Source organism: Mesobacillus maritimus (genome assembly GCF_044803185.1).
In the GTDB taxonomy this organism is placed as follows: Bacteria; Bacillota; Bacilli; order Bacillales; family Cytobacillaceae; genus Mesobacillus_B; species Mesobacillus_B maritimus_B.
On the sequence record NZ_CP085225.1, the window covers coordinates 3,194,545 to 3,217,523 of the forward strand.

The 22,979-nt window shown below is 41.8% G+C and carries 15 protein-coding genes, 3 rRNA genes and 2 pseudogenes; 2 read left to right on the top strand and 18 right to left on the bottom strand.

Features of this window, described 5'->3' with window-relative positions:
• Positions 1-5: 5 nt before the first annotated feature.
• The 6 genes from LG336_RS15405 to LG336_RS15430 form a co-directional block, all read right to left on the bottom strand.
• Positions 6-1,112, bottom strand: coding sequence for an NAD(P)/FAD-dependent oxidoreductase (locus LG336_RS15405; RefSeq protein ID WP_404328375.1), 1,107 nt, complete (start codon positions 1,110-1,112; stop codon positions 6-8).
• Entirely contained in the window at positions 1,102-1,422 is a 321-nt protein-coding gene (locus tag LG336_RS15410; protein ID WP_404328376.1) for a (2Fe-2S)-binding protein, read from the bottom strand. The genes LG336_RS15405 and LG336_RS15410 overlap by 11 nt, the downstream gene beginning before the upstream one ends.
• Before the next feature lie 25 nt (positions 1,423-1,447).
• A complete protein-coding gene (locus tag LG336_RS15415) occupies positions 1,448-2,536 on the bottom strand; it encodes an NAD(P)/FAD-dependent oxidoreductase (protein ID WP_404328377.1) in 1,089 nt (362 codons plus the stop codon).
• On the bottom strand, positions 2,526-2,852 hold the full coding sequence (locus tag LG336_RS15420) for a (2Fe-2S)-binding protein (protein ID WP_404328378.1): 327 nt from the start codon (positions 2,850-2,852) through the stop codon (positions 2,526-2,528). Before LG336_RS15420 ends, LG336_RS15415 begins: the two co-directional genes overlap by 11 nt.
• An 85-nt stretch (positions 2,853-2,937) precedes the next feature.
• Positions 2,938-3,648 (bottom strand): GntR family transcriptional regulator, encoded by a 711-nt coding sequence (locus tag LG336_RS15425; protein ID WP_404328379.1) that lies wholly within the window; start codon positions 3,646-3,648, stop codon positions 2,938-2,940.
• Positions 3,649-4,228: 580 nt separating this feature from the next.
• On the bottom strand, positions 4,229-6,151 hold the full coding sequence (locus tag LG336_RS15430; protein ID WP_404328380.1) for a 3'-5' exonuclease: 1,923 nt from the start codon (positions 6,149-6,151) through the stop codon (positions 4,229-4,231).
• A 259-nt stretch (positions 6,152-6,410) separates the two neighbouring features.
• Here LG336_RS15430 and LG336_RS15435 point away from each other — a divergent pair, with 259 nt between their 5' ends.
• Positions 6,411-6,803 carry an ABC transporter ATP-binding protein gene (locus tag LG336_RS15435; protein ID WP_404328381.1) on the top strand — a complete coding sequence of 131 codons (393 nt, stop codon included), beginning with the start codon at positions 6,411-6,413 and terminating at the stop codon, positions 6,801-6,803.
• 403 nt (positions 6,804-7,206) lie between these two features.
• On the opposite strand, the pseudogene LG336_RS15440 reads toward LG336_RS15435, so the two are convergent.
• A pseudogene (locus LG336_RS15440) lies at positions 7,207-7,549 on the bottom strand (nuclear transport factor 2 family protein).
• 196 nt (positions 7,550-7,745) lie between these two features.
• Here LG336_RS15440 and LG336_RS15445 point away from each other — a divergent pair.
• A complete protein-coding gene (locus tag LG336_RS15445) occupies positions 7,746-8,174 on the top strand; it encodes a CHRD domain-containing protein (protein ID WP_404328383.1) in 429 nt (142 codons plus the stop codon).
• Positions 8,175-8,414: 240 nt separating this feature from the next.
• Here LG336_RS15445 and rrf read toward each other — a convergent pair.
• The 11 genes and pseudogenes from rrf to LG336_RS15500 form a co-directional block, all read right to left on the bottom strand.
• Positions 8,415-8,530, bottom strand: a 5S ribosomal RNA gene (gene rrf / locus LG336_RS15450).
• A gap of 220 nt (positions 8,531-8,750) precedes the next feature.
• Positions 8,751-11,708, bottom strand: a 23S ribosomal RNA gene (locus LG336_RS15455).
• Between the two features lie 249 nt (positions 11,709-11,957).
• Positions 11,958-13,537, bottom strand: a 16S ribosomal RNA gene (locus LG336_RS15460).
• The 16S, 23S and 5S rRNA genes sit together here, the layout of an rRNA operon.
• A gap of 484 nt (positions 13,538-14,021) precedes the next feature.
• On the bottom strand, positions 14,022-16,013 hold the full coding sequence (locus LG336_RS15465; protein WP_404328384.1) for a sigma-54-dependent Fis family transcriptional regulator: 1,992 nt from the start codon (positions 16,011-16,013) through the stop codon (positions 14,022-14,024).
• A 170-nt stretch (positions 16,014-16,183) separates the two neighbouring features.
• Positions 16,184-17,353: a dihydrolipoamide acetyltransferase family protein gene (locus tag LG336_RS15470; protein WP_404328385.1), complete on the bottom strand. Its 1,170-nt coding sequence runs from the start codon at positions 17,351-17,353 to the stop codon at positions 16,184-16,186.
• A 79-nt stretch (positions 17,354-17,432) separates the two neighbouring features.
• On the bottom strand, positions 17,433-18,446 hold the full coding sequence (locus LG336_RS15475; RefSeq protein WP_404328386.1) for an alpha-ketoacid dehydrogenase subunit beta: 1,014 nt from the start codon (positions 18,444-18,446) through the stop codon (positions 17,433-17,435).
• Between the two features lie 15 nt (positions 18,447-18,461).
• Positions 18,462-19,466: a thiamine pyrophosphate-dependent dehydrogenase E1 component subunit alpha gene (locus LG336_RS15480; RefSeq protein WP_404328387.1), complete on the bottom strand. Its 1,005-nt coding sequence runs from the start codon at positions 19,464-19,466 to the stop codon at positions 18,462-18,464.
• 100 nt (positions 19,467-19,566) lie between these two features.
• Positions 19,567-20,334 carry an SDR family NAD(P)-dependent oxidoreductase gene (locus tag LG336_RS15485; protein ID WP_404328388.1) on the bottom strand — a complete coding sequence of 256 codons (768 nt, stop codon included), beginning with the start codon at positions 20,332-20,334 and terminating at the stop codon, positions 19,567-19,569.
• A 34-nt stretch (positions 20,335-20,368) separates the two neighbouring features.
• The gene (locus LG336_RS15490) at positions 20,369-20,995 is read right to left on the bottom strand and encodes an MBL fold metallo-hydrolase (protein WP_404328389.1); all 627 of its coding nucleotides are present in this window, start codon (positions 20,993-20,995) and stop codon (positions 20,369-20,371) included.
• A 612-nt stretch (positions 20,996-21,607) separates the two neighbouring features.
• Complete coding sequence (locus LG336_RS15495; protein ID WP_404328390.1) at positions 21,608-22,291, bottom strand: hypothetical protein; 684 nt, start codon at positions 22,289-22,291, stop codon at positions 21,608-21,610.
• Between the two features lie 119 nt (positions 22,292-22,410).
• Positions 22,411-22,872 (bottom strand): annotated as a pseudogene (locus LG336_RS15500) (GNAT family N-acetyltransferase).
• Positions 22,873-22,979: the final 107 nt, after the last annotated feature.

Sequence of the window (22,979 nt, forward strand, 5' to 3'; positions counted from 1 at the left end):
AAGAATTAGATTTCTTGTTTGCTTCTATCAAATCTAGTAATGGAATACGGATGAAGTGGCACCGACGTCTCTTCCCCAGATAATAGCTCTGACATTAACGTCCCAACCACCGGAGATAACGTAATCCCACTATGCATCGAGGCGACATAAAGATTTTTATTCCCTGGTATTTCCCCTAATATTGGCAGCCCATCGTGTGGAACGACCCGTACCCCTGAGAAGGAACGGACGATATTTGCATTTGCTAGTGCAGGGACAAAGGAAATGGCCATATTTGCAGTTTCTTGAATTACATCTAGTGTACCCCTTCGGTTATACCCTACCTCTTCCATGGAGTAGCCAATTAACACTTCTCCATTGGTCGCTTGTCTGATTCCTCCTATTGTATAATTCAATAAAGGAGCTAACGGCTCTGTTATTAAAATTTGACCTCTTACTAACTTGACAGGAATATCAACGTTCATAAATTTTCCAATTTGTTTCGCCCAAGGTCCCCCAGCAATCACCAATTTTTTCGTTTTAAACGTTCCTTTTTGGGAGTGTACAACATACCCGTCCCCTTGCTTTTCTATATCGATAACAGCGTTATAAAACGAATACTCTACGCCATTATTTTTAGCTGCTCTTGTATAAAGTTCCAACAAACGAAACGGGTTGACATTTCCATCGATTTTGCTGAAGGTTGCACCAACTACATGAGGGGAAAAGGCAGGTTCTTTTTCAAGGACCTCTTCTCGACTCAGTACTTTTATGTCAATTCCCACCTTGGCTTGACTTTCTGCCAATTTCAAAGCTCGTTCCCGATCACTTTCGGTAAAAAACGGGGCGATTCCACCTGTCCGTTTGTACTCCACGTCCCCGATTTTTCGTTCCAAATAGGGATACAGTTCAGAACTAAATAGGCTTAACTCTCCATAACTTGTTGGGGTTTTTGTATGTACCCACACCCATGCTTGCGTAGACCCAGATGTCCCTCCCAACGGAAATCCTTTATCAATGACAAGAATTTCATCCGACTTTCGTTCGGATAAATGGTAAGCAATACTATTTCCGATCACCCCTGCACCAATGACAATCACGTCATAAACGGTTTGATTCGGATTATTCGTCATCAGGATCACCATCTTCTAAAACTGCTTTTATAGTTGAACCAGACTCTAGATTAGAAGCCATCACACTCATTCTCGTCATTCTTAATGGCATTCTTGCGCGAGCTGGTGGGATCTCTGCAAGAGTCTTTCCTGTATATTCAGATATTAAATCTGCGACAGGTTTAAAACACATTTTCGCCTGACATGGCCCCATTCCACATCTAGTAATTCGTTTAATATCGTCAAATCGTTCGGCACCGAGCTTTAATACGGTTTCGATTTCATCGATGTTAATTTCCTCACAGCGGCAAATAATCACTGATTTATCCAAACTTCGCCCTCCTCAATCGCTTTGTTTAAGATTCATAGACTTTGACTTGCACTTGGTTCTCAGTTCGAACATGTTGGATTCTCGCCTCATGGACCAATGGGTCAAAAGTCTGCTCCACTTTCGATAATGCACTCCAATAATGACTCCTAATCAGGTCTGCCTCTTGTGGCGAAACTTTGCCCAAGGACTCCGCAACACTTAAGCCTGCTAGCTTTCCTGTTATCAGTACCGCTCCTTGGCAAGTAATCCCGGCCGCATTTCCAGCGACAAACACATCATCCGCACTAGATTGAAAGTTTGGCTGATAGCTAGGAATCCATCCTCCAAGTTTTTCATTAAAGGTAAAACTACAATCATATAATTGGCAGAGCTCTACAATTGGATTTAGACCACCATCTACACAAACCAAATCAACTTCATATTCTTCTATCTTCCCATCTTGGTTTAAGAGGACTTTTTCAACTTGCCCGTTTCCTTTTGCCTGTTCAACAAAACTATTGTTTAAAAGGGGAATCCCCTTTGCCCTAACGAGATTCGCAAGGTCCTCGTTCCGATATTGAAACTTAGTCTCTTTTTCAACAATCCCTAAGATCTCAATCCCAACTTCCTGTAGTTGAAGGGCCACTTCTAAAGAAAAATCTGAAGAACCAACCATTAACGAAGCGTTTCCTGGTTTGATTCTTTCCCGATTCACCATGATTTGGCTGGCGCCAATGGTCATTACACCCGGCAAGGTCCATCCTGAAAAAAAGACGGCTTGAATGTCAGCTCCCGTTGCAACGACGACCTTGTCTGCCTGACAAGAAAGGATTTCTCTTCCGTTATTCAGTCCGACTCTTCCGTCCTCGTATATTCCGATGACGGCATGATTGGTATACACATGAATGTTTTCATTGTTTGTTACTTTTTGTACCAATTCCTTTGCTAGCTGAACGCCCCTCATTCTTGGCAATCCCTCCGGCAAGGTATCAAGGAATTGTGTTTGTTGCCTTAATTGCCCTCCAAGATGGTGTGATTCCTCAACAATGGTTACCACCACATCATTCTCGGCTGCTTCGATTGCAGCCATTAACCCGGCTGGCCCACCTCCGACAACTAACAACTCAGTCTTCATGGCAACTACTCCTTACATCTGGGTCTCTTAAATTTGGATGGATCTCCATATGCTCCTCAACCTGGACCATGCAGGAACGAACATGTTCTTCGCCATTAATGGTGACAAAACAACTATGGCACCGACCGATAGCACAAAATACTCCCCTAGATTGATTCATTTTGCGACTTTCCCCAAGCTTTTTCATGCCTTGCTCCATCAGTGCAGCAGCCACACTAACCCCTTTTCTCGTTTTTATAGGTGTACCATCATAATGGATGGTAACTTCTTCAATCTGTACTTCTTGTAATCGTGGGTGTTTGTCGATAAACGACATACTATCTCCCCTCCCGTGAAAATTATGAATATTCAGTTATTTATACCTATAGGCATTGAATGATTCATTCAGTGCCTAGGCCTTTTTACAGTGAAACTTCAATAAAGTAATGCGCATGATCTTGTCGCACAATAAAAGTGGAATACTCAATAATTTCCTCTGATTGTGTATAGGTGATTCGTTTAATCGAGATTAATGGAGTGCCTTTTTTTACATGTAGAAGTTTTCCTTCTTCTTCACTGGCAAAAATAGCTGAAAAGTATATCTTTGCTTTTCCTAGTTTTATATTTTGCTTTTGTAGCGCATTATAAAACAATTGATTTTCAATCGTTGTTTGGGTAATGAATGGACATAATTGATGATTTAAGTAGGTATGCTCGATCCCAATTGGTTTGTCGTTTTCCAATTTAAGTCTCAAGATTTTCACAATGAGGTCTTTGTCTTTTATGCTAAGTAGCGTGGATACTTTTATTCCGGCTTCTTGAATGGAAAATTCAATTGTTTTGTGTGGATACTCTTCTTCCGCTCCGAAAGTTAATAATTTAAATATATCCCCTTCTTTTATTTGCGGAGCGACAAAAGTACCCTTTCCCCTTTGTCGATACAACAACCCTTTATCAACTAGCTCATGAACGGCTCTTTTAACGGTAATATTGCTAATATTGAATTGATCCGCTAGTTCGTTCTCAGTAGGTAATCGATCACCATCTTTCCATTCGCCAGTTGTAATTTTCGTCTCTAAGATTTCCATTACTTGGTGATATAAGGGGATTGGCGAATCTCTCTCTAATTTCATACGGTCCTTCTCCTAACTTATAAAGTTATAACTTTATATTATATAGTGAATTATACAGAGGTTCCCAGTAAAAGTAAATAACTTTTCTGAATTTTTAAAACATTAATTCAGGTTACTTTTTGAAACTTTTATACCACAATTTTGCTGAGTTTATTTACTATTTTTATAAGGGAACATTTAAAACAAGTCATTTATAATCTATTGATTGGCCAAAGAGTATGTTCCAATGTTTGATTTCACTATAACAATACTTTTAGTTTTCTCAAATTATTTTGTTATATAAGTTTACATAGAATTTTTAAGAAAAAGTCATGTTTTTTACGGTCAAAGAAACTTTCAATTCCCAAATATAGACCATGCTTCAATTAAAACAAAAAAAGCTAGTAGAGATTTCTCCTTTCTACTAGCTTTTTGGTTTTCTGTACCGAGGAACTCTGTTCCCTAATAAGGACTGGACGGGCGCGCTAATTGACCCGATTGTACGCCAATACCAATACCCCTCATAACACCTTCCCTAATATCCAAGGTTGTTATCTACTTGGTAAAAAGAAAAACCCTTTGCTAAGGGCTTTTTTTATACTTATTGATTCGTTGCTTTAATCCCCTGTTTACTCTTTAGCCTTTCTTCTTTCACAGAATCCAAGTACTGTGTAAACTCCGACTCCCCTGAATAAGACAAACAAAGATAGTCCTTTGCTCTCGTCATGCCAATATAAAAGAGGGATACTTCTCGCTCCTTATCTTCCTCCAATGGGAAGGGCATAGAGTCGACATTGACAATAAATACAGCTTGAAAATCTAACCCTTTGCTACTGTCAATGGTACTAATTTTAACCCTCTCGTCTTCTCTTTCAAAGGAGCGTTTCGACGTATCGTTCTCTGTAATCCAATAATAAGGCAAACCGGCTTCCTCTAAAGAACGTTTGATTGTATCGATATAAGGGTGCTTATACGTTTTTTTCACTCGGTAAAGAATCAGCATCTCATGAAGTGGGACATTTCTCTGTTGGTGGAGATTTTTAATCATCCTTACCACTAGCTGCATTTCCTCAGGAAAATGTTTCGCCTTAATAATACCAGGCTCAGGTCCTTTCCGTTTTGTACTTTGTGGGGCAATGATTTCTCCTTCTAAATCCCGTTTAACCACTTTCTTCTTAAACATTGAATGCTGCCGATAAAAGTCCCAAGCAAATTTAACGATTTGCTTGGTATTTCGATAATTAATCGAAAGCACCTTGGATCTCCCTTGAAAACTCAGACCTGTGTCTTGCACTAGTGAGCGCTTTCGTTTATAAATACTCTGGGCACGGTCTTCCACTAGCAACAATGATTGCGTCTTTTCATTTAATAACGAACTAACAAGATTCAACCAATCCGGATCGAAATCTTGTCCCTCATCAATCAGAATCGCATCATAAGTAGGTAAAATCGCTTCCTTATTCTTTAACTTCTCCAAAAGCGACGGAAGTTGACGTTCATGAATTTTCAAATCATTCTTTAACCAAGAATGAAAATTCCGAACAACAATATTTTGGTTATCGATTGGATTTTTCGAACTCTCCGCAGAAAAATCAAAATCAAATAAGTCCTCTGGTTCATTCATCATATGTAGAATCATTTGTTGAATCGCATTGGCTAGAGAGATGTTATAGCAAAGGATAAGAATCTTCCAATCAGGATTTTGCTTGGATAACATTTTTGCGCGACTCGCCAAAATGATGGTCTTCCCACTTCCTGCCACCCCTCGAATTAATCGGTTTTTATCCCCAATTTGTTTTGCTAGGTTTTCCTGATGTAAATCCATCGTTTTGATATCATGAAGTGAAAGCAGCAGCTGGTCTTGGTAAGGGACCGGCGGCTTAAATTCCGCACTAATCCGAACCTCTGGGAACAAATGATAGCGAATCGCATTGATATCCTCTAGTGTGAGAGGCTCACGCAGACGATAAGGAACAACAAACATGTTCAAGATTTTTTCCATTAATACTTCTTCTGAAAAACCTTCCTTATCCGGATCAATTTCATCTCTTGTTAAGCAAAACTTTGGGTCAATAACTGAATACAGTCCCTCTTGAATAAAATCCTTTGCATACAGGCGTGTAAACACCGCTCCATGTCCGTATGGAAACTTCAGTTGAAATTTAAACTTTCCATCTAACTGAACAAGGTTTTTATCTTTCTTCAGGACATCCACAACATGAAACATATTATCCCGCGCTTGCTTTAACGGACTTTTTTGAACACTTTGCTGCCCATTTGAAGCAACAATATGCCATTCTTCATGATTCACTTGCAGCAAGGTACTTTTGGTATAATCTTTCACTTCTAAAACCACAATACCCAATTCCGGACCGATAATGACAAAATCGGGCCTTTTACCGAGAATTTCAGGTTCATAATAGACGATATAATCATCCGGTAAATAGAGTTTAAGAGTACGAAACAAAAGTCTCTCACCCGTTGTGGCAGAGCTTCGAATCGTTTCTGGAATCGTAATAGCCATAAATCAACGCCCCAACATACATTTTCCTATATTATACTACAAAAATACGGTTTTTTCCCCATAATTATACATTAATGGAAAACCAAATACCCATGCCCATCGAACTATCAGAATGTAAACAGCGATCGATTTCGCATTTTTAGACATAAAAATCACTATAAAATGAGATAAATAACCAAAATGTATTGTATTTTCCAATATAATATTTTAATAATAGAATAAAAGAAAACCTGGGAACGTTACCCCCTTGGAAAGTGAAGTGAATATTGTGCTTAAAGGAATCATAGATAAATTGTTTAATTCCAACTCTAGTCAACCTAAAACGCAAACCGAAACCAAACCCATCAGTCAATCAGAAATAGAAGCTTTAGTCGATGCAAAAATAAAAGAACATACGGCTACGATGCAACCTACCATGACAGAACAAGCACCACCAGCGAAAGCAGAGTCCAATGAAGATTACACCTTAACCCCAAAACAAATCGAATATGCTCTATCCATGATTGATAAGGTTAAAGATGAATTTGAACTTGCCATTGATTCATCTAAATTAACAATAAAAGACTTGAATCGTTTGATTGCCTATCAGAGATATAAGAATAAGGGCACGCTCGTTACCTTGGTGAAAAAGGGAGTATTGAAGAGAAAGTAAAGGAATTATAATTATAGGGTATATTTCTTAGGATAGCGTATATCCGTACATACAAAAACAGACCCAGATAAACTGGGTCTACTTCGCCTTCCACTCAAAATGGAAATGCAATCGATATTCACAAATTTGTTTGGTCCAATTGCGAACAGTGCCTGGCACTGTTCGCCTAGGAGGAGTACTATGTTAGGAATTCATAACAAACAAATAACTAGAAAATATGTACTGTTGACAAACATTTATTCTTTATATGTAATCCCACCCCAAACATATTCAAAAATTTTGATCAGAATAAAAGGGGTAATTTCGCTTAAGTAAGCTTTAATAAACCTGGTGACTATCGTATTTTCCGGGAAAAACTAACAGTTCCTATAAACATATAGCCAAGATCCCAATGTCTATGTGGTTAAAAAATCCCATTCATATTAGGAGAATTCTCTGTGTAGGTTGTCCTAAATCCCATAAACAATTTGATCATCTTCGAATCGGAAAATATGAACAACAGCTGCTCCAAGATCCCCTGGATTTTGTTTTACATATGAATGAACTGCAACGAGTTCTCCCTCTGCAATCACCCGCTTCACATCAAAGATCTTATCAGGATTCTTGGATGCATTTTCTTCCATTGCTAACATAAGAGAATCTGCATCCCCTCGAAAATAAGGGTTATGGTGGCAAAAGTCCTCACCTATGTATCGGGCATATCCTTCTCGAACTTTTCCAGAAGCAACAAGCTGCAGAAAAAACACTGCTTTTTCATTGTTAGAGAATGCATCATCATTTTGCTGTCCTCAATTCATTTCCATCATCCTTTCATATTTATAGTAGTCAATTAAATCATACCTTATTTTAATTCCATTGTTTAAATTGAGAGTTCATAGTCTCCCAACTATACATAATAAAGCAGCCTTACATAGACTATTTCAAGAAAGAGAGGTGATTAAAATGTTAAATTTCTTTAAGGCGAGATTAAGAGGTGAAAATGAAGTCCCTCCTGTGGAAACAGAAGCTTTTGGAATTGCAAAATTTGCAGCTAATAAAAATAGAACGAAGATAAAATTTGCACTAGAAGTTGAAAACATTAGAAATTTTGTTCAAGCACATATCCACTTTGGCAAACGTGGGGTAAATGGACCTGTCATAGTATTCCTTTTTGGCGCTGACTTAGAAACGCTAGAAGAGCAAAATGGGATTACGACTAGAAGAGGTGTTGTGACTGGAATAATTTCTGATGACGATATTGTAGAAAATGACATAGGGATAGAAACTGTACAAGATTTATTAAAATTCATGGAAAAAGAATTAACCTATGTTAATGCTCATACTGAGCAAAATCCAGCAGGTGAGATTAGAGGTCAAATTGTACCAATTTAAATTCAGTACAGTTCGTTTCTTAAGATGATGGCTCAGGGACGGAGGGTAAGTTCTTTGTCCCAAAGAAAGTGGCTGAAATAGCAGCTAAATATCCCACTTTCTGTAACGTCCAATGAAGTTCCTAGAAGTTTTTCCTATTACGTTGCTAATCATTTTCTCTACTAGCCTACTAAAAACCAACCAGACATGGAAGAAATATTTAAATAAAAAAGCACAGACAATAATCTGTGCTTTTAGTATGCCTGGCAACGTCCTACTCTCACAGGGGGAAACCCCCAACTACCATCGGCGCTGAGAATCTTAACTTCCGTGTTCGGCATGGGAACGGGTGTGACCTTCTCGCTATCGCCACCAGACTATTTTATTAAAGGATAGATATTTTGCTTACGCAAAGATCTTTATTCCCTCAAAACTAGATAATGTGTAAGAAGTAGAAGTAAAACTGAGTATCGTTGTCTAGCTACGGCTCCTAACTTCTCGGCCGTTTCGATCCATCCAAACAAATCCAAAACCGGAATTTGCATAGCTGGCTCTCCAACGTCTATCGAAGTTGAACAGTCGCCTTCGCTTTTCAATTTGGTTAAGTCCTCGATCGATTAGTATCAGTCAGCTCCACACGTCACCGCGCTTCCACCTCTGACCTATCAACCTGATCATCTTTCAGGGATCTTACTAGCTTGACGCTATGGGAAATCTCATCTTGAGGGGGGCTTCATGCTTAGATGCTTTCAGCACTTATCCCGTCCGCACATAGCTACCCAGCGATGCCTTTGGCAAGACAACTGGTACACCAGCGGTGCGTCCATCCCGGTCCTCTCGTACTAAGGACAGCTCCTCTCAAATTTCCTGCGCCCACGACGGATAGGGACCGAACTGTCTCACGACGTTCTGAACCCAGCTCGCGTACCGCTTTAATGGGCGAACAGCCCAACCCTTGGGACCGACTACAGCCCCAGGATGCGATGAGCCGACATCGAGGTGCCAAACCTCCCCGTCGATGTGGACTCTTGGGGGAGATAAGCCTGTTATCCCCGGGGTAGCTTTTATCCGTTGAGCGATGGCCCTTCCATGCGGAACCACCGGATCACTAAGCCCGACTTTCGTCCCTGCTCGACTTGTAGGTCTCGCAGTCAAGCTCCCTTGTGCCTTTACACTCTGCGAATGATTTCCAACCATTCTGAGGGAACCTTTGGGCGCCTCCGTTACATTTTAGGAGGCGACCGCCCCAGTCAAACTGCCCACCTGACACTGTCTCCCACCCCGATCAGGGGTGCGGGTTAGAATTTCAATACAGCCAGGGTAGTATCCCACCGACGCCTCCACCGAAGCTGGCGCTCCGGCTTCCAAGGCTCCTACCTATCCTGTACAAGCTGTACCAAAATTCAATATCAGGCTGCAGTAAAGCTCCACGGGGTCTTTCCGTCCTGTCGCGGGTAACCTGCATCTTCACAGGTACTATAATTTCACCGAGTCTCTCGTTGAGACAGTGCCCAGATCGTTACGCCTTTCGTGCGGGTCGGAACTTACCCGACAAGGAATTTCGCTACCTTAGGACCGTTATAGTTACGGCCGCCGTTTACTGGGGCTTCGATTCAAAGCTTCGCGTGAGCTAACCTCTCCTCTTAACCTTCCAGCACCGGGCAGGCGTCAGCCCCTATACTTCGCCTTGCGGCTTCGCAGAGACCTGTGTTTTTGCTAAACAGTCGCCTGGGCCTATTCACTGCGGCTTTTCAAGGCTTTAACACCCTAAAAAGCACCCCTTCTCCCGAAGTTACGGGGTCATTTTGCCGAGTTCCTTAACGAGAGTTCTCTCGCTCACCTTAGGATTCTCTCCTCGCCTACCTGTGTCGGTTTGCGGTACGGGCACCTTTTATCTCGCTAGAGGCTTTTCTTGGCAGTGTGGAATCAGGAACTTCGGTACTATATTTCCCTCGCTATCACAGCTCAGCCTTCACGGTAACGGGATTTGCCTCGTTACCAGCCTAACTGCTTAGACGCACATATCCAGCAGTGCGCTTACCCTATCCTCCTGCGTCCCCCCATTGCTCAAACGATAAAGAGGTGGTACAGGAATATCAACCTGTTGTCCATCGCCTACGCCTTTCGGCCTCGGCTTAGGTCCCGACTAACCCTGAGAGGACGAGCCTTCCTCAGGAAACCTTAGGCATACGGTGGATGGGATTCTCACCCATCTTTCGCTACTCATACCGGCATTCTCACTTCTAAGCGCTCCACCAGTCCTTACGGTCTAGCTTCAACGCCCTTAGAACGCTCTCCTACCGCGGACATCGTAAGATGTCCACCCACAGCTTCGGTGATACGTTTAGCCCCGGTACATTTTCGGCGCAGAGTCACTCGACCAGTGAGCTATTACGCACTCTTTAAATGGTGGCTGCTTCTAAGCCAACATCCTGGTTGTCTAAGCAACTCCACATCCTTTTCCACTTAACGTATACTTTGGGACCTTAGCTGGTGGTCTGGGCTGTTTCCCTCTTGACTACGGATCTTATCACTCGCAGTCTGACTCCCACGGATAAGTCATTGGCATTCGGAGTTTGTCTGAATTCGGTAACCCGATGAGGGCCCCTAGTCCAAACAGTGCTCTACCTCCAAGACTCTCACTTCGTGAGGCTAGCCCTAAAGCTATTTCGGAGAGAACCAGCTATCTCCAGGTTCGATTGGAATTTCTCCGCTACCCACACCTCATCCCCGCACTTTTCAACGTGCGTGGGTTCGGGCCTCCAGTAGGTGTTACCCTACCTTCACCCTGGACATGGGTAGATCACCTGGTTTCGGGTCTACAACCACATACTTATTCGCCCTATTCAGACTCGCTTTCGCTGCGGCTCCGTCTTCTCGACTTAACCTTGCATGTAATCGTAACTCGCCGGTTCATTCTACAAAAGGCACGCTATCACCCGGCATTTTCCGAAGGAAATATGCACAGGGCTCTAACTACTTGTAGGCACACGGTTTCAGGATCTCTTTCACTCCCCTTCCGGGGTGCTTTTCACCTTTCCCTCACGGTACTGGTTCACTATCGGTCACTAGGGAGTATTTAGCCTTGGGAGATGGTCCTCCCAGCTTCCGACGGGATTTCACGTGTCCCGCCGTACTCAGGATCCACTCAGGAGGGAACGAAGTTTCAACTACAGGGTTTTTACCTTCTTTGACGGGCCTTTCCAGACCACTTCATTTACCCCGTTCCTTTGTAACTCCATGTTGAGTGTCCTACAACCCCAGAAGGACAAGCCTTCTGGTTTGGGCTAATCCCGTTTCGCTCGCCGCTACTCAGGGAATCGCATTTGCTTTCTCTTCCTCCGGGTACTTAGATGTTTCAGTTCCCCGGGTCTGCCTTCAATACCCTATGAATTCAGGTAAAGATACTGTTCCATTACGAACAGTGGGTTTCCCCATTCGGAAATCTCCGGATCAAAGCTTACTTACAGCTCCCCGAAGCATATCGGTGTTAGTCCCGTCCTTCATCGGCTCCTAGTGCCAAGGCATCCACCGTGCGCCCTTTCTAACTTAACCGTTTGACATAAATGTCATGGTTTCTCTTTTTAATAAGAGAGAAAAATTAAAAAAGCGATACAAATGTGTGTTTTACTTTTGCCTTCTTACTTACGATTATCTAGTTTTCAAGGAACAAATAAATCCGCTTTGAGAGAATTGCACTCTCAAAACTAAACAAACAAGCTAATCAACAGTGCAAATTTTTAAATTTGCTTAGTACGAATCGAAAGATTCGCATTCCGAATGCCCTTACGGCATTATCCTTAGAAAGGAGGTGATCCAGCCGCACCTTCCGATACGGCTACCTTGTTACGACTTCACCCCAATCATCTGTCCCACCTTAGGCGGCTGGCTCTATGCTTACGAAGCAAGTTTGCTCCGCAAACTCTTAGTTACCCCACCGACTTCGGGTGTTACAAACTCTCGTGGTGTGACGGGCGGTGTGTACAAGGCCCGGGAACGTATTCACCGCGGCATGCTGATCCGCGATTACTAGCGATTCCGGCTTCATGCAGGCGAGTTGCAGCCTGCAATCCGAACTGAGAATAGATTTATGGGATTTGCTTGACCTCGCGGCTTCGCTGCCCTTTGTTCTATCCATTGTAGCACGTGTGTAGCCCAGGTCATAAGGGGCATGATGATTTGACGTCATCCCCACCTTCCTCCGGTTTGTCACCGGCAGTCTCCTTAGAGTGCCCAACTGAATGCTGGCAACTAAGGACAAGGGTTGCGCTCGTTGCGGGACTTAACCCAACATCTCACGACACGAGCTGACGACAACCATGCACCACCTGTCACTCTGTCCCCCGAAGGGGAACGCTCTGTCTCCAGAGTTGTCAGAGGATGTCAAGACCTGGTAAGGTTCTTCGCGTTGCTTCGAATTAAACCACATGCTCCACCGCTTGTGCGGGCCCCCGTCAATTCCTTTGAGTTTCAGCCTTGCGGCCGTACTCCCCAGGCGGAGTGCTTAATGCGTTTGCTGCAGCACTAAAGGGCGGAAACCCTCTAACACTTAGCACTCATCGTTTACGGCGTGGACTACCAGGGTATCTAATCCTGTTCGCTCCCCACGCTTTCGCGCCTCAGCGTCAGTTACAGACCAGAGAGTCGCCTTCGCCACTGGTGTTCCTCCACATCTCTACGCATTTCACCGCTACACGTGGAATTCCACTCTCCTCTTCTGCACTCAAGTCCCCCAGTTTCCAATGACCCTCCACGGTTGAGCCGTGGGCTTTCACATCAGACTTAAAGGACCGCCTGCGCGCGCTTTACGCCCAATAATTCCGGACAACGCTTGCCACCTACGTATTACCGCGGCTGCTGGCACGTAGTTAGCCGTGGCTTTCTGGTTAGGTACCGTCAAGGTACCGGCAGTTACTCCGGCACTTGTTCTTCACTAACAACAGAGCTTTACGACCCGAAGGCCTTCATCGCTCACGCGGCGTTGCTCCGTCAGACTTTCGTCCATTGCGGAAGATTCCCTACTGCTGCCTCCCGTAGGAGTCTGGGCCGTGTCTCAGTCCCAGTGTGGCCGATCACCCTCTCAGGTCGGCTACGCATCGTGGCCTTGGTGAGCCGTTACCTCACCAACTAGCTAATGCGCCGCGGGCCCATCTGTAAGTGACAGCCGAAACCGTCTTTCAGCTTTTCCCCATGAGGGGAAAAGAATTATCCGGTATTAGCCCCGGTTTCCCGGAGTTATCCCAGTCTTACAGGCAGGTTGCCCACGTGTTACTCACCCGTCCGCCGCTAATCTTTGGGAGCAAGCTCCCTCAGATCCGCTCGACTTGCATGTATTAGGCACGCCGCCAGCGTTCGTCCTGAGCCAGGATCAAACTCTCCAATAAAGAGTGATTAGCTCATAAAATAAAACGTTGGCTCATGTTTTTCTATATTATTATAGAAGAAACATGATAAAAATTGTTTGTTGACGCTTGTTTGTTTAGTTTTCAAAGAACAATTACTTCATCATCGCTCAAAAGCGACATTTATTAATGTATCATATCCAACTCACTAAATCAAGTAAAATATTATTTTAATATAATTTATTGTAATGAGTGGTTGCTGTCATCAACAGCGGATACTTAATATATAACAGAATCACTCTCTCGTCAACACTTTATTACAAAAGTTTTTTAATAGAGTTATTTTGTTGTGCTGTTCGTAACAGCTGAATAAGGGTACTACCTTTCCCATTTACTAAGCAATAGAAGATTTTACATTTAAATATTTTAGAATGTTTTATTCGACAATCTTTATTTTTTCCCCTATTAATATTTGATTTAAAGTGTGAGAGGCGAACAGTGTGAGACACTATTCGCCTCTCACACCTCATTTTTGTAGTAGCTCTCTCATATTTAAATTGTAGTCACTTGCCCAACGATAAAATGTACTGGCCGAAATACCGAGTTTTTTCGCTGCTTCTGAGACACTTTTACTATTTTTTAAGGTTACCATCATTGTTTCCATTTTTGTATCGTTTGCGGCGGCTTGATACAAACTCGTTGTCTCCATTTTTTCTTTTAATTGTCGGTTCATATAATCTGGCAGATCCTCTTCTGTCACTTGATCCTCTTCGCAAAAGAGTTCGATTTGCTCCGTGACATTTTTTAATTCCCTTAAATTTCCTGGCCATTTATATTCATAAAAGAACTTCAAAACCGCCGAGCTAAAAGTTTTTGTTGGCAAATAGTGTTTAACAAACAACTCTATGTCCTGCTTCCGTTTCCTTAATGCTGGAAGGTTCAAAGAAATTACATTCAATCGATAATACAAATCCAAGCGAAATTTATTTTCTTGGACGAGTTGATACAAGTCTTTATTGGTAGCGGCAATGATTCGAACATCAACTGGTTTGCCTTGATTAGCGCCAATGGGTACTACTTCTTTTTCCTCAAGAACCCGAAGTAAATAGGCTTGAAGTTCGAACGGCATTTCGCCAATTTCGTCTAAAAAAAGGGTTCCTCCATTTGCGGCTTCAAATTTCCCCTTCCTTCCGCCTCTAGCCGCGTTGGTGAAGGCCCCGTCGACATACCCAAAAAGTTCACTTGCAATTAATTCTTTGGTAATTGCCCCACAGTTGAGTGCCACAAATGGTTCGGCCTGTCGATTGCTTTTGTTATGTATAGCTTGTGCGAATAATTCCTTTCCTGTACCGCTTTCCCCGATAATCAAAACACTTTTATCGGTGTCAGACGCTTTAGTGCCCAGCTTGATTGCCTTCTTAAACGCTGGATCTACGCCAATGAGCGATGAAAAAGTATGGGTAGCTGTTCGTTTTTTATGTTCTTCGATCTTCTTTTTCCGTAAAAGTAAAATCGTCCCGATTCGCTCTTGAACATCCATCACTTTTCTAGCAGTCACCAATAACTGAAACCCACCATCATATGGATAGGAAATTTCATATTGAGTCATCGCGTCCTTACGATGAATCGCCTTTTGTATAACGTTCATTAAGGGGTGGAGTTGGTCATGACTGTAAATGAACTCGTTTATATTTTCAACACTTGGAATTTTTAGCAGCCGAGTGGCGATTTTATTCAAGCGAATGATCTTTCCAAATTGATTCACCATCATCACTCCATCTGAAAACAAATCGATGGTAGCACCAAAATAGTGATTCATATATTTCTTAATCCCTTGATGTTCAATTAATTTGGTGATGGTTTCTGAAGCCGTTCTGACAATTCCTAATGAATGAGGATGGGCCGAACGAACATACCCAATCAGCGTAATGACGCCAATCAAGTCGTTCGTGAAGGGGTCTTTTATTGGAGCACTGGAACAATGGGAAGAGTGCCAGGAAACACAATAATGTTCAGCACCTATCACTTGTACAGCTTTTCCGGTTGCAATGGATGTTCCAATTGAATTTGTTCCAATAAACTCCTCGGACATACTTGCGCCAACTGTAAAGTTTACCGAAGCCGCATTTAACGCAATTTCACTATCCCCACATAAATCCAACACAACACCATCTGTATCCGAAAAAGCAATGATACTATCTGTGCCTTTAACAATTTCAAATAGGTCATCCATAAAGGGTCTGACCACGGATAAAATCTCTTTGTTTTCAAGCTGTTTTTTCTTTAATGTTTCGATTGTACAGATCGGTGGTTGAGTCACATTTGGGTCGATATGGTAGGATTGCGATCGTTGCCAAGAGGAATGAATCACTGACCGAACTTCCCCAAGGTCGATTCCATATTTAAAATAATTGGTCCAAATCCCTTTTAAAGACTTTTCCCGCTCCGACATTTCTGCGGAATGAAGTCGATTCTTGAAAGTATAGACTTTTTTTTCGATGGTAATCACTCCCAACACACAACATGCTTCTTTTTAAACAAATTCGATGGCTCTGGAAAATTTCCTCCTATAACTTTCGGTAGAATAGGCATTTTGGGATAAGTTCACGCAATACAACCCGAAATTACCTCCAATAGCTACATAAAGTAGGGAAAAGGTTCACAAAAAAACTGTAAGAGAAAACTCCCTTACAGTAAATCCTCCACCTTGATGGTTTCAAAGGCTTGTTTTACTTCTGTTGTAAACTGTGCCCCTGTCACTCCGTCGATAAAGCGATGATCGTAACAAATGGAAAGGGTCATGATTGGTGCAATAACGACTTCATCCTGTTCGTTCACGACCGGAACCTTTTGGACCGCTCCTGCAAATACGATGGTTGATTGCGGAGCATTGATAATTGGCGTCCCAGCTTCAATCCCTAGTGCCCCTAAATTCGAGACGGTAATCGTTCCGTTGGCAAAATCGTCTACGGTAAGCTGATTTTCCTCGGCTTTTTGAGATAGTGCCTTTACTTCTTTAGAAATGTCCGAGACCGATTTTTTCTGGACATTTTTAACAACAGGCACAACCAGACCATGCTGACTATTGACAGCAACAGAGACATTCACTTCATCAAACACAATAATTTCATTATTTTCTAGCCGACTGTTTACAATCGATTGCGCTTGAACCGCGTTTCCGATTGTTTTGATGATCACATCATTCAAAGAGATGTTCCCTATTTCCTTTTTAACCTTTAGGGCGTTCTCCATGTTTACCGAGACCATTTGAGTAAATTGAGGAACACTGTTCCAGCTGTTCACCATATTTTCTGACATCGCCCGTTTTACATGATTTAGGGCGATTTTTTCCTTTATCCCAATACTCTGGCCTGAATCGGCATTGGCTGCTGCATGACGAATGTCTCTTTCTGTAATCAGGCCATCCTTGCCGGTCCCAACAATTTCCTCAATCGAAACGCCCAAATCCTTCGCTAATTTACGGGCTCTAGGAGAGATACTCCCTCGCTGATTCGTTTGGGTTTGAGGCTTGCTTTCTTCCTTCTCCACTACTTGAGCACTGACAGCTACTTCCTCATGAGCCGCTGCGCTTGGTTCATACACAGATAAATCCACTTCTTCATCTTCAGCTGCAATCACAGCAATAATCGTGTTAATTGGGACTTCTTCACCCTCAGGAATCAAAATTTTCTTTAGGATTCCAGATGTTTGCGCTTCTATTTCTAATGTGGATTTTTCCGTTTCTAATTCAAATAAATATTCACCCTTTTCGACTTGGTCCCCTTCGTTCACGAGCCAAGAGGAGACGGTTCCATTTTGCATCGTTACACCTAAACGCGGCATTTTTACTTCAAGCATTCTTTCCACTCCCATCTATTCAAAAAATCTACTGCTTCTAACATGGTTGATAGAAGCAGCTTTTTGATTGATTCGCCGATTAAAATTCCATTAATTCACTGACCACATCTAAAATTTGCTGCTCACTTGGACGGTAGAATTGTTCCAAGTAGATGCTTTGGGCAATTGGGACATCTGGCGACCCAATTCGCTTTACAGGAGCTAGAAGGTCAAACAAGGCATGCTCTGAAATTCGCGCGGCAATTTCTGCCCCAGATCCGCCTGTTTTTGGTTCTTCATGGACAATTAAAACACGCCCCGTTTTCTTTACTGATTGTAAAATCGTATCCATATCAAGAGGAGCCAATGTACGAGGATCAATCACTTCTGCCTCGACCCCTTGCTTAGCTAATGTCTTTGCTGCATCCAATGCCGTATGAACTTGTAAAGCGGTTGCAATAATTGTGATGTCGGTGCCTTCCCGTTTGATATCGGCTTTTCCAAACGGGATTAAGTATTCACCCTCAGGCACTTCGCCTTTCATATCATAGAGAACCTTATGTTCAAAGAAGAGCACCGGATTATTCTCCCTAATCGCCGTTTTTAAGAGTCCTTTTGCATCATAAGGGGTTGAAGGAACAACGATTTGTAAGCCTGGTCCATGCATAAATAATGCTTGTGGACTTTGGGAATGCTCTGGTCCAGCTCCCCCAGCAATCCCAACAGGTAAACGTAAGGTAACTGGAATTTCCATTTGCCCACCATGCATCCAGCGCCATTTTCCTAACTTGTGGAACACTTCATCAAAGGCAACACCTACAAAGTCACCGAACTGTAATTCAGGAATCGGTCTGACATTTCCGGTGATGGCCATCCCAAGTGCCGCTGCTACAATGGTCGTTTCAGCGATTGGAGTGTCAAAAACACGGGAACCGAATTTTTCATGCAAACCTTTTGTCGCACCGAAAACGCCACCAAATTTCCCGACGTCCTCCCCAAACAATACCGTACTTGGATCTCGTTCCATTTCTTCAGACAACGCTTCTATAATCGCATCTCGCATCGATAATGTTCTTACTTTTACGTTACTTTCTTGTTTTGAGATCGTATTCATATCCTTTTCTCCCCCTTATGCAAATAGTCCTTCAAAAATTCGTTCTGGGCTTGGCATAGGCGCATCCTCCGCTTTTTTGATTGCCTTTTCAATCTCCACATCCACCTGCTCTTGGATACTTGCAATCTCGTCCTCCGTACTGATCCCTGCTTCTAGTAAACTAGCTTGGAAGTTTTTAATCGGATCTCTCTTTTCCTTCCATTCTTTTAATACATTCGCATCGACATAATCATAGGGATCCCCTTCAAAGTGTCCGCGATGACGGAAGGTTTTTGCCTCAATGAAGGTTGGTCCTTCTCCCTTTCTTGCACGTTCTACTGCTTCTTTCATTGCTTCATGCATTAACACAACATCGTTTCCATCCACCACATAATTCGGAATGCCATAGCCTTCCGCCCAATCAGCAATATGCTCTTTTACGGAATGGGTTTCAGATACGTGACTAGAGATGGCATACTCATTGTTTTCACAAATATAAATCACAGGTAACTTATAAAGACCGGCCCAGTTTAGCGACCCATGCAATGGTTCTCTTGAAGCGGCACCATCTCCAAAATAGACTACTGTTACTTGATCGGTCCCTTTGAACTTAGAGGAAAAGGCCGTGCCTACACAGATTCCTAGTTGGGAGCCAATTGTTCCTGCTTGGCCCATTACCCCTCTTGAAGGATCGGCACTGTGAACAATTCCTGCCCCTAAGCCTTTAGTAGTACCTTCAATTGTCCCCATAAAGTCTCCATAAAGTTTTGAAAGAGGAACGCCCTTTGCAATCTTTTGGTTGCAGCCTCGATGATTATAGTAGATGTAATCATCTTCTCGTAAATTATGAGTAATTGAACCCGCTGATAAGCCCTCAGAACCGATTCCTGAATGATAGAAACCTGAAACTTTTCCGTCTTGAATCAGTTGGATTAAGCCTTCATCAAACTTCCTTATTTTTATCATCGTTCGGTAAAACTGTAGTAAGAAATCCTTGCTATAATCCTTTACGTTCGTTTCTTTTTGATAGATTTTTGCCACCTAACTCACTCCCTTAAAATAGTAAAGTTTATAAGAAAGATATTCTTTCAGATAGACAATCCAATCTGAAAATAATATCCACTTGGCTGTAAGTACTTTCCTAGACTACGTGCCACCCACCGTCTACTGGCATAATTAAACCAGTAATGTAGCTTGATTCGTCAGAGGATAAAAAGAGGGCCGCGTTTGCGATTTCTTCAGGCTTTCCAACTCTCCCTAGAGGTCCTGCTTCGTAGTTTTTCGCTATCTCTTCCACACTTAAAACTTCGGCAATCATCGGCGTATCAATGGCACCTGGACAAATACAATTGACGCGAATATTATGCTTTCCATAATCTACTGCCATCACTCTAGTAAGGGCAACCACTCCTCCCTTTGACGCTGTATAAGCATCTGCACCGGTTACCCCTAATATTCCGTTAAGAGAAGAGTTGTTCACGATGCTTCCACCTTGTTGTTTGATCATGATTGGCACCGTGTATTTCGCCATCAAATACACTCCATTTAGGTTAATTCCTAAAATTTGATTCCAATCTTCTAATGGAGTTTCTAATAATGGAGCCATTGTATATTTAGAACGGGCTGAAAATCCAATGCCCGCGTTGTTAAACAAAATATCGATTCTGCCATAACGTTCAACTACCTGATTGATGACGTTGCGAACATTCTCCTCATTGGAGACATCTGTTTTCATAAAAATAGCTTCATGGCCGGCCGCTCGAATTTCTTCCTCCACTTGTTTGCCATTCTCCTCATTCCATTCGGCAATCACCACTTTAGCCCCTTCACTGGCAAACAATTTAGCGGACGCTTTCCCTTGACCACTTCCTGCACCCGTAATGATTGCTACTTTCTCTTTTAATCTCATCAAAACCTTCCTCCTTTTAAACATATCTACACAACTAGTAGAACATTTTTAGATTCGGAAATAGATTATGCTCTTTTTCATAGCCAATCGTTGAGGTTTCACCATGCCCAGGGTAAATGGTTAAATCCGGAGGCAAGGTAAACAACTTTGTTTTAATCGAATTTTTCAATTCCTCTCGATTTCCAGATGGTAGGTTCGTAGGGCCAATCATCCCAGCTAATAAAGTGTCTCCAGTAAATAAGTGCTTTTCATTTAAAAGATAACAACTCCCCCCTGGTGAGTGCCCTGGGGTATGAATCACCTTAATCTTGAGAGTTCCGCATTTAATCACTTCATTCCCCTTTAGGAGCAATTCTGGCGTTTCACAACTAATAGGAGAAGCATGGTTACCTGAACCATTTAAGGATGGATTTTTAAGCCATTCTGTTTCTGAATGATGAACAGAAACGGGAGCGCCTGTATGTTTCCTTAGTCGATTTAGACCCGCAATGTGATCGTGGTGACAATGGGTTAAAAAAATATGATCAACTTCTCTACCCTCCAGAAAATGGATTATTTCGACCGGGGCCTCTCCAGGGTCAATCACGATACAGGATTCTTCATCCGTCACAACATAGCAATTGGTCTTCAGTTTTCCTAATGGAAAGCAATGGATGTTCAAAGGGTACAATAAGACCTCCTTCAAATGGGAATCATCGGTCAAAAAGAAAGCGGTGTCATAACTCCCGAATGTTACTTTTATTAATGCAAGAACTATGCCAAAACCCACCTTCTTGATTTTCGCCTATTTCTTGGCATTCCGCTGTCTCTTTTTTATTATTCTTAAGAATTTTCTTATTTCCTTTCTTAATAGTGGGAATTTTGCGGAAGCATAGAATCGTACTCGGGGCGTCCTTCGTTTCTCATAAAACATCGATTCTGTATTACACGACGCATAACAAAAGGATCAGATTATGATCTAATCTGATCCTTTTTGGTCTGGAAACACAGGCTTATTCAATTAACGCGTTAGCACATTAGCGGTTCTTGGTCTATTTTTAATCTTTGCAAGTGAATAACATATATAAAATACGAATAAAATTGCTAAAAACATAAGGATAAATGTAAAACCAGTTTCCATGAACCTATCTAACTTTACCAACAAAGTTCAAACTATCTCTTAAACTATCCAGCCCCGTTCGCACAATAAAAAACTGCCAAAATGACAGCTCCGTTCTTCAACTTTGCTCCCGTTAGTTAGTTAGAAAGTAGTTAGTAGAATAGGTTCTTCCCTCTAAAGTTTATATTTATTAAAAGTTTTATTTGGAGGAAGACCTACCGATTCGTCAGGCACATAACATTCTCTATCATGATAAGGCATTTCTAACTCTTCCCATCCAAAATCATCTTCAACACATTTAATGAATAAATCATATCCCTCGCCATCAGAAGGCATTAGACCTAATCTTGTTTCTTCATGCTTTAAGGCAACATCAATCGCCTCTTTTAATTCCAATAAAGCTGTTCGATTGGCAATAAGGTAAGCGTTACTATGCCACATTTGTTGACCAAAAATATGGCACATAGGCATAGGTTCATCCTCATCATAAAATCGATTGTTAACTACATGGTTTAAATGGTCGAATACCTCTTCAGGACTATCTACATCTAAATAAACGTCCATGCCACTTTCCCAATACCTTTGTCCTCCGCCCCAAAACTGCGAAACAAAGTCATCATATAAATCATTATTTTCCACAAACAAATATCTTTCCAAGTCATCTTCTAAATCCTCGAAATAATAACTGTGAATTTGTTTTTCATCCCTTTTATAAATAAAATGATAAAGATTACTTACCATTTTTGTACTTCCCAACAATTCAAAGTTATATTTCTTTGCCTTTTTAGGCTTTAATACTCCATTGACAAAAGGTGTCTCTGGAATATATATAGCTGTAAATAACTTTTCATTAGCCATTTTTTTATCACCTCTTAACCTCTTATTATACCTACGTATCCTGAAGTAATCTGCCCCTTTAGTACAATAAGAAAAAGCAATCCTCCTTTATTGAAGCATCGCCCCGGTTAGCTTAATAATTATACTTTTAAAACCATTCTTACTGTTTTGAGAATATGACCATCAAAATCATCGTTAAATTCTTCAATTGTTTCAAAACCTTTTGCCTCATAAAAAGTTTTACCTATCTTGTTTTCCTTTTCTACGTTTATGTATATTTCTCTTAAACATTTTAATTTTTTAATTCCTTCTTGTAATAAAGCCGTTCCTATTCCTTTTCCCTGATGTTTTGGATGAAGATATATTGCACCTAACTCTACTTCCCCTTCATTCTTAACTGGAGAGAAATTAGCAAAACCCACAATATTATTTTCTACCACTGCAACAAAGATAAAGCCGTTTAATCTTTATTGCATCATTTCATCATTATAAGCAGATTTTAAAAAGTTTTCTTGTACATCAAATGGGATAATGCCTTCATAGGTATCGTTCCAACTTCTCTTTGCTACATCCTGAACTTGTTTTATATCTTCTTTTATCATTTTACGAATTATGAAACCCACTGTTCCATCCTCTCATCTATTTTCTAAATTGTAACAGAATTGCTTCTTCAACTAACCTGCCCGTTACCTTAAAATAATCAATAGGA

Excerpts from the sequence above, each read along its gene's own strand:
- LG336_RS15475 (WP_404328386.1), bottom strand. The coding sequence starts at position 18,446 with ATGAATACGATCTCAAAACAAGAAAGTAACGTAAAAGTAAGAACATTA.
- LG336_RS15470 (WP_404328385.1), bottom strand. The coding sequence starts at position 17,353 with ATGCTTGAAGTAAAAATGCCGCGTTTAGGTGTAACGATGCAAAATGGA.
- LG336_RS15430 (WP_404328380.1), bottom strand. The coding sequence starts at position 6,151 with ATGGCTATTACGATTCCAGAAACGATTCGAAGCTCTGCCACAACGGGT.
- LG336_RS15405 (WP_404328375.1), bottom strand. The coding sequence starts at position 1,112 with ATGACGAATAATCCGAATCAAACCGTTTATGACGTGATTGTCATTGGT.
- LG336_RS15425 (WP_404328379.1), bottom strand. The coding sequence starts at position 3,648 with ATGAAATTAGAGAGAGATTCGCCAATCCCCTTATATCACCAAGTAATG.
- LG336_RS15415 (WP_404328377.1), bottom strand. The coding sequence starts at position 2,536 with ATGAAGACTGAGTTGTTAGTTGTCGGAGGTGGGCCAGCCGGGTTAATG.
- LG336_RS15445 (WP_404328383.1), top strand. The coding sequence starts at position 7,746 with ATGTTAAATTTCTTTAAGGCGAGATTAAGAGGTGAAAATGAAGTCCCT.
- LG336_RS15420 (WP_404328378.1), bottom strand. The coding sequence starts at position 2,852 with ATGTCGTTTATCGACAAACACCCACGATTACAAGAAGTACAGATTGAA.
- LG336_RS15495 (WP_404328390.1), bottom strand. The coding sequence starts at position 22,291 with ATGGCTAATGAAAAGTTATTTACAGCTATATATATTCCAGAGACACCT.
- LG336_RS15485 (WP_404328388.1), bottom strand. The coding sequence starts at position 20,334 with ATGAGATTAAAAGAGAAAGTAGCAATCATTACGGGTGCAGGAAGTGGT.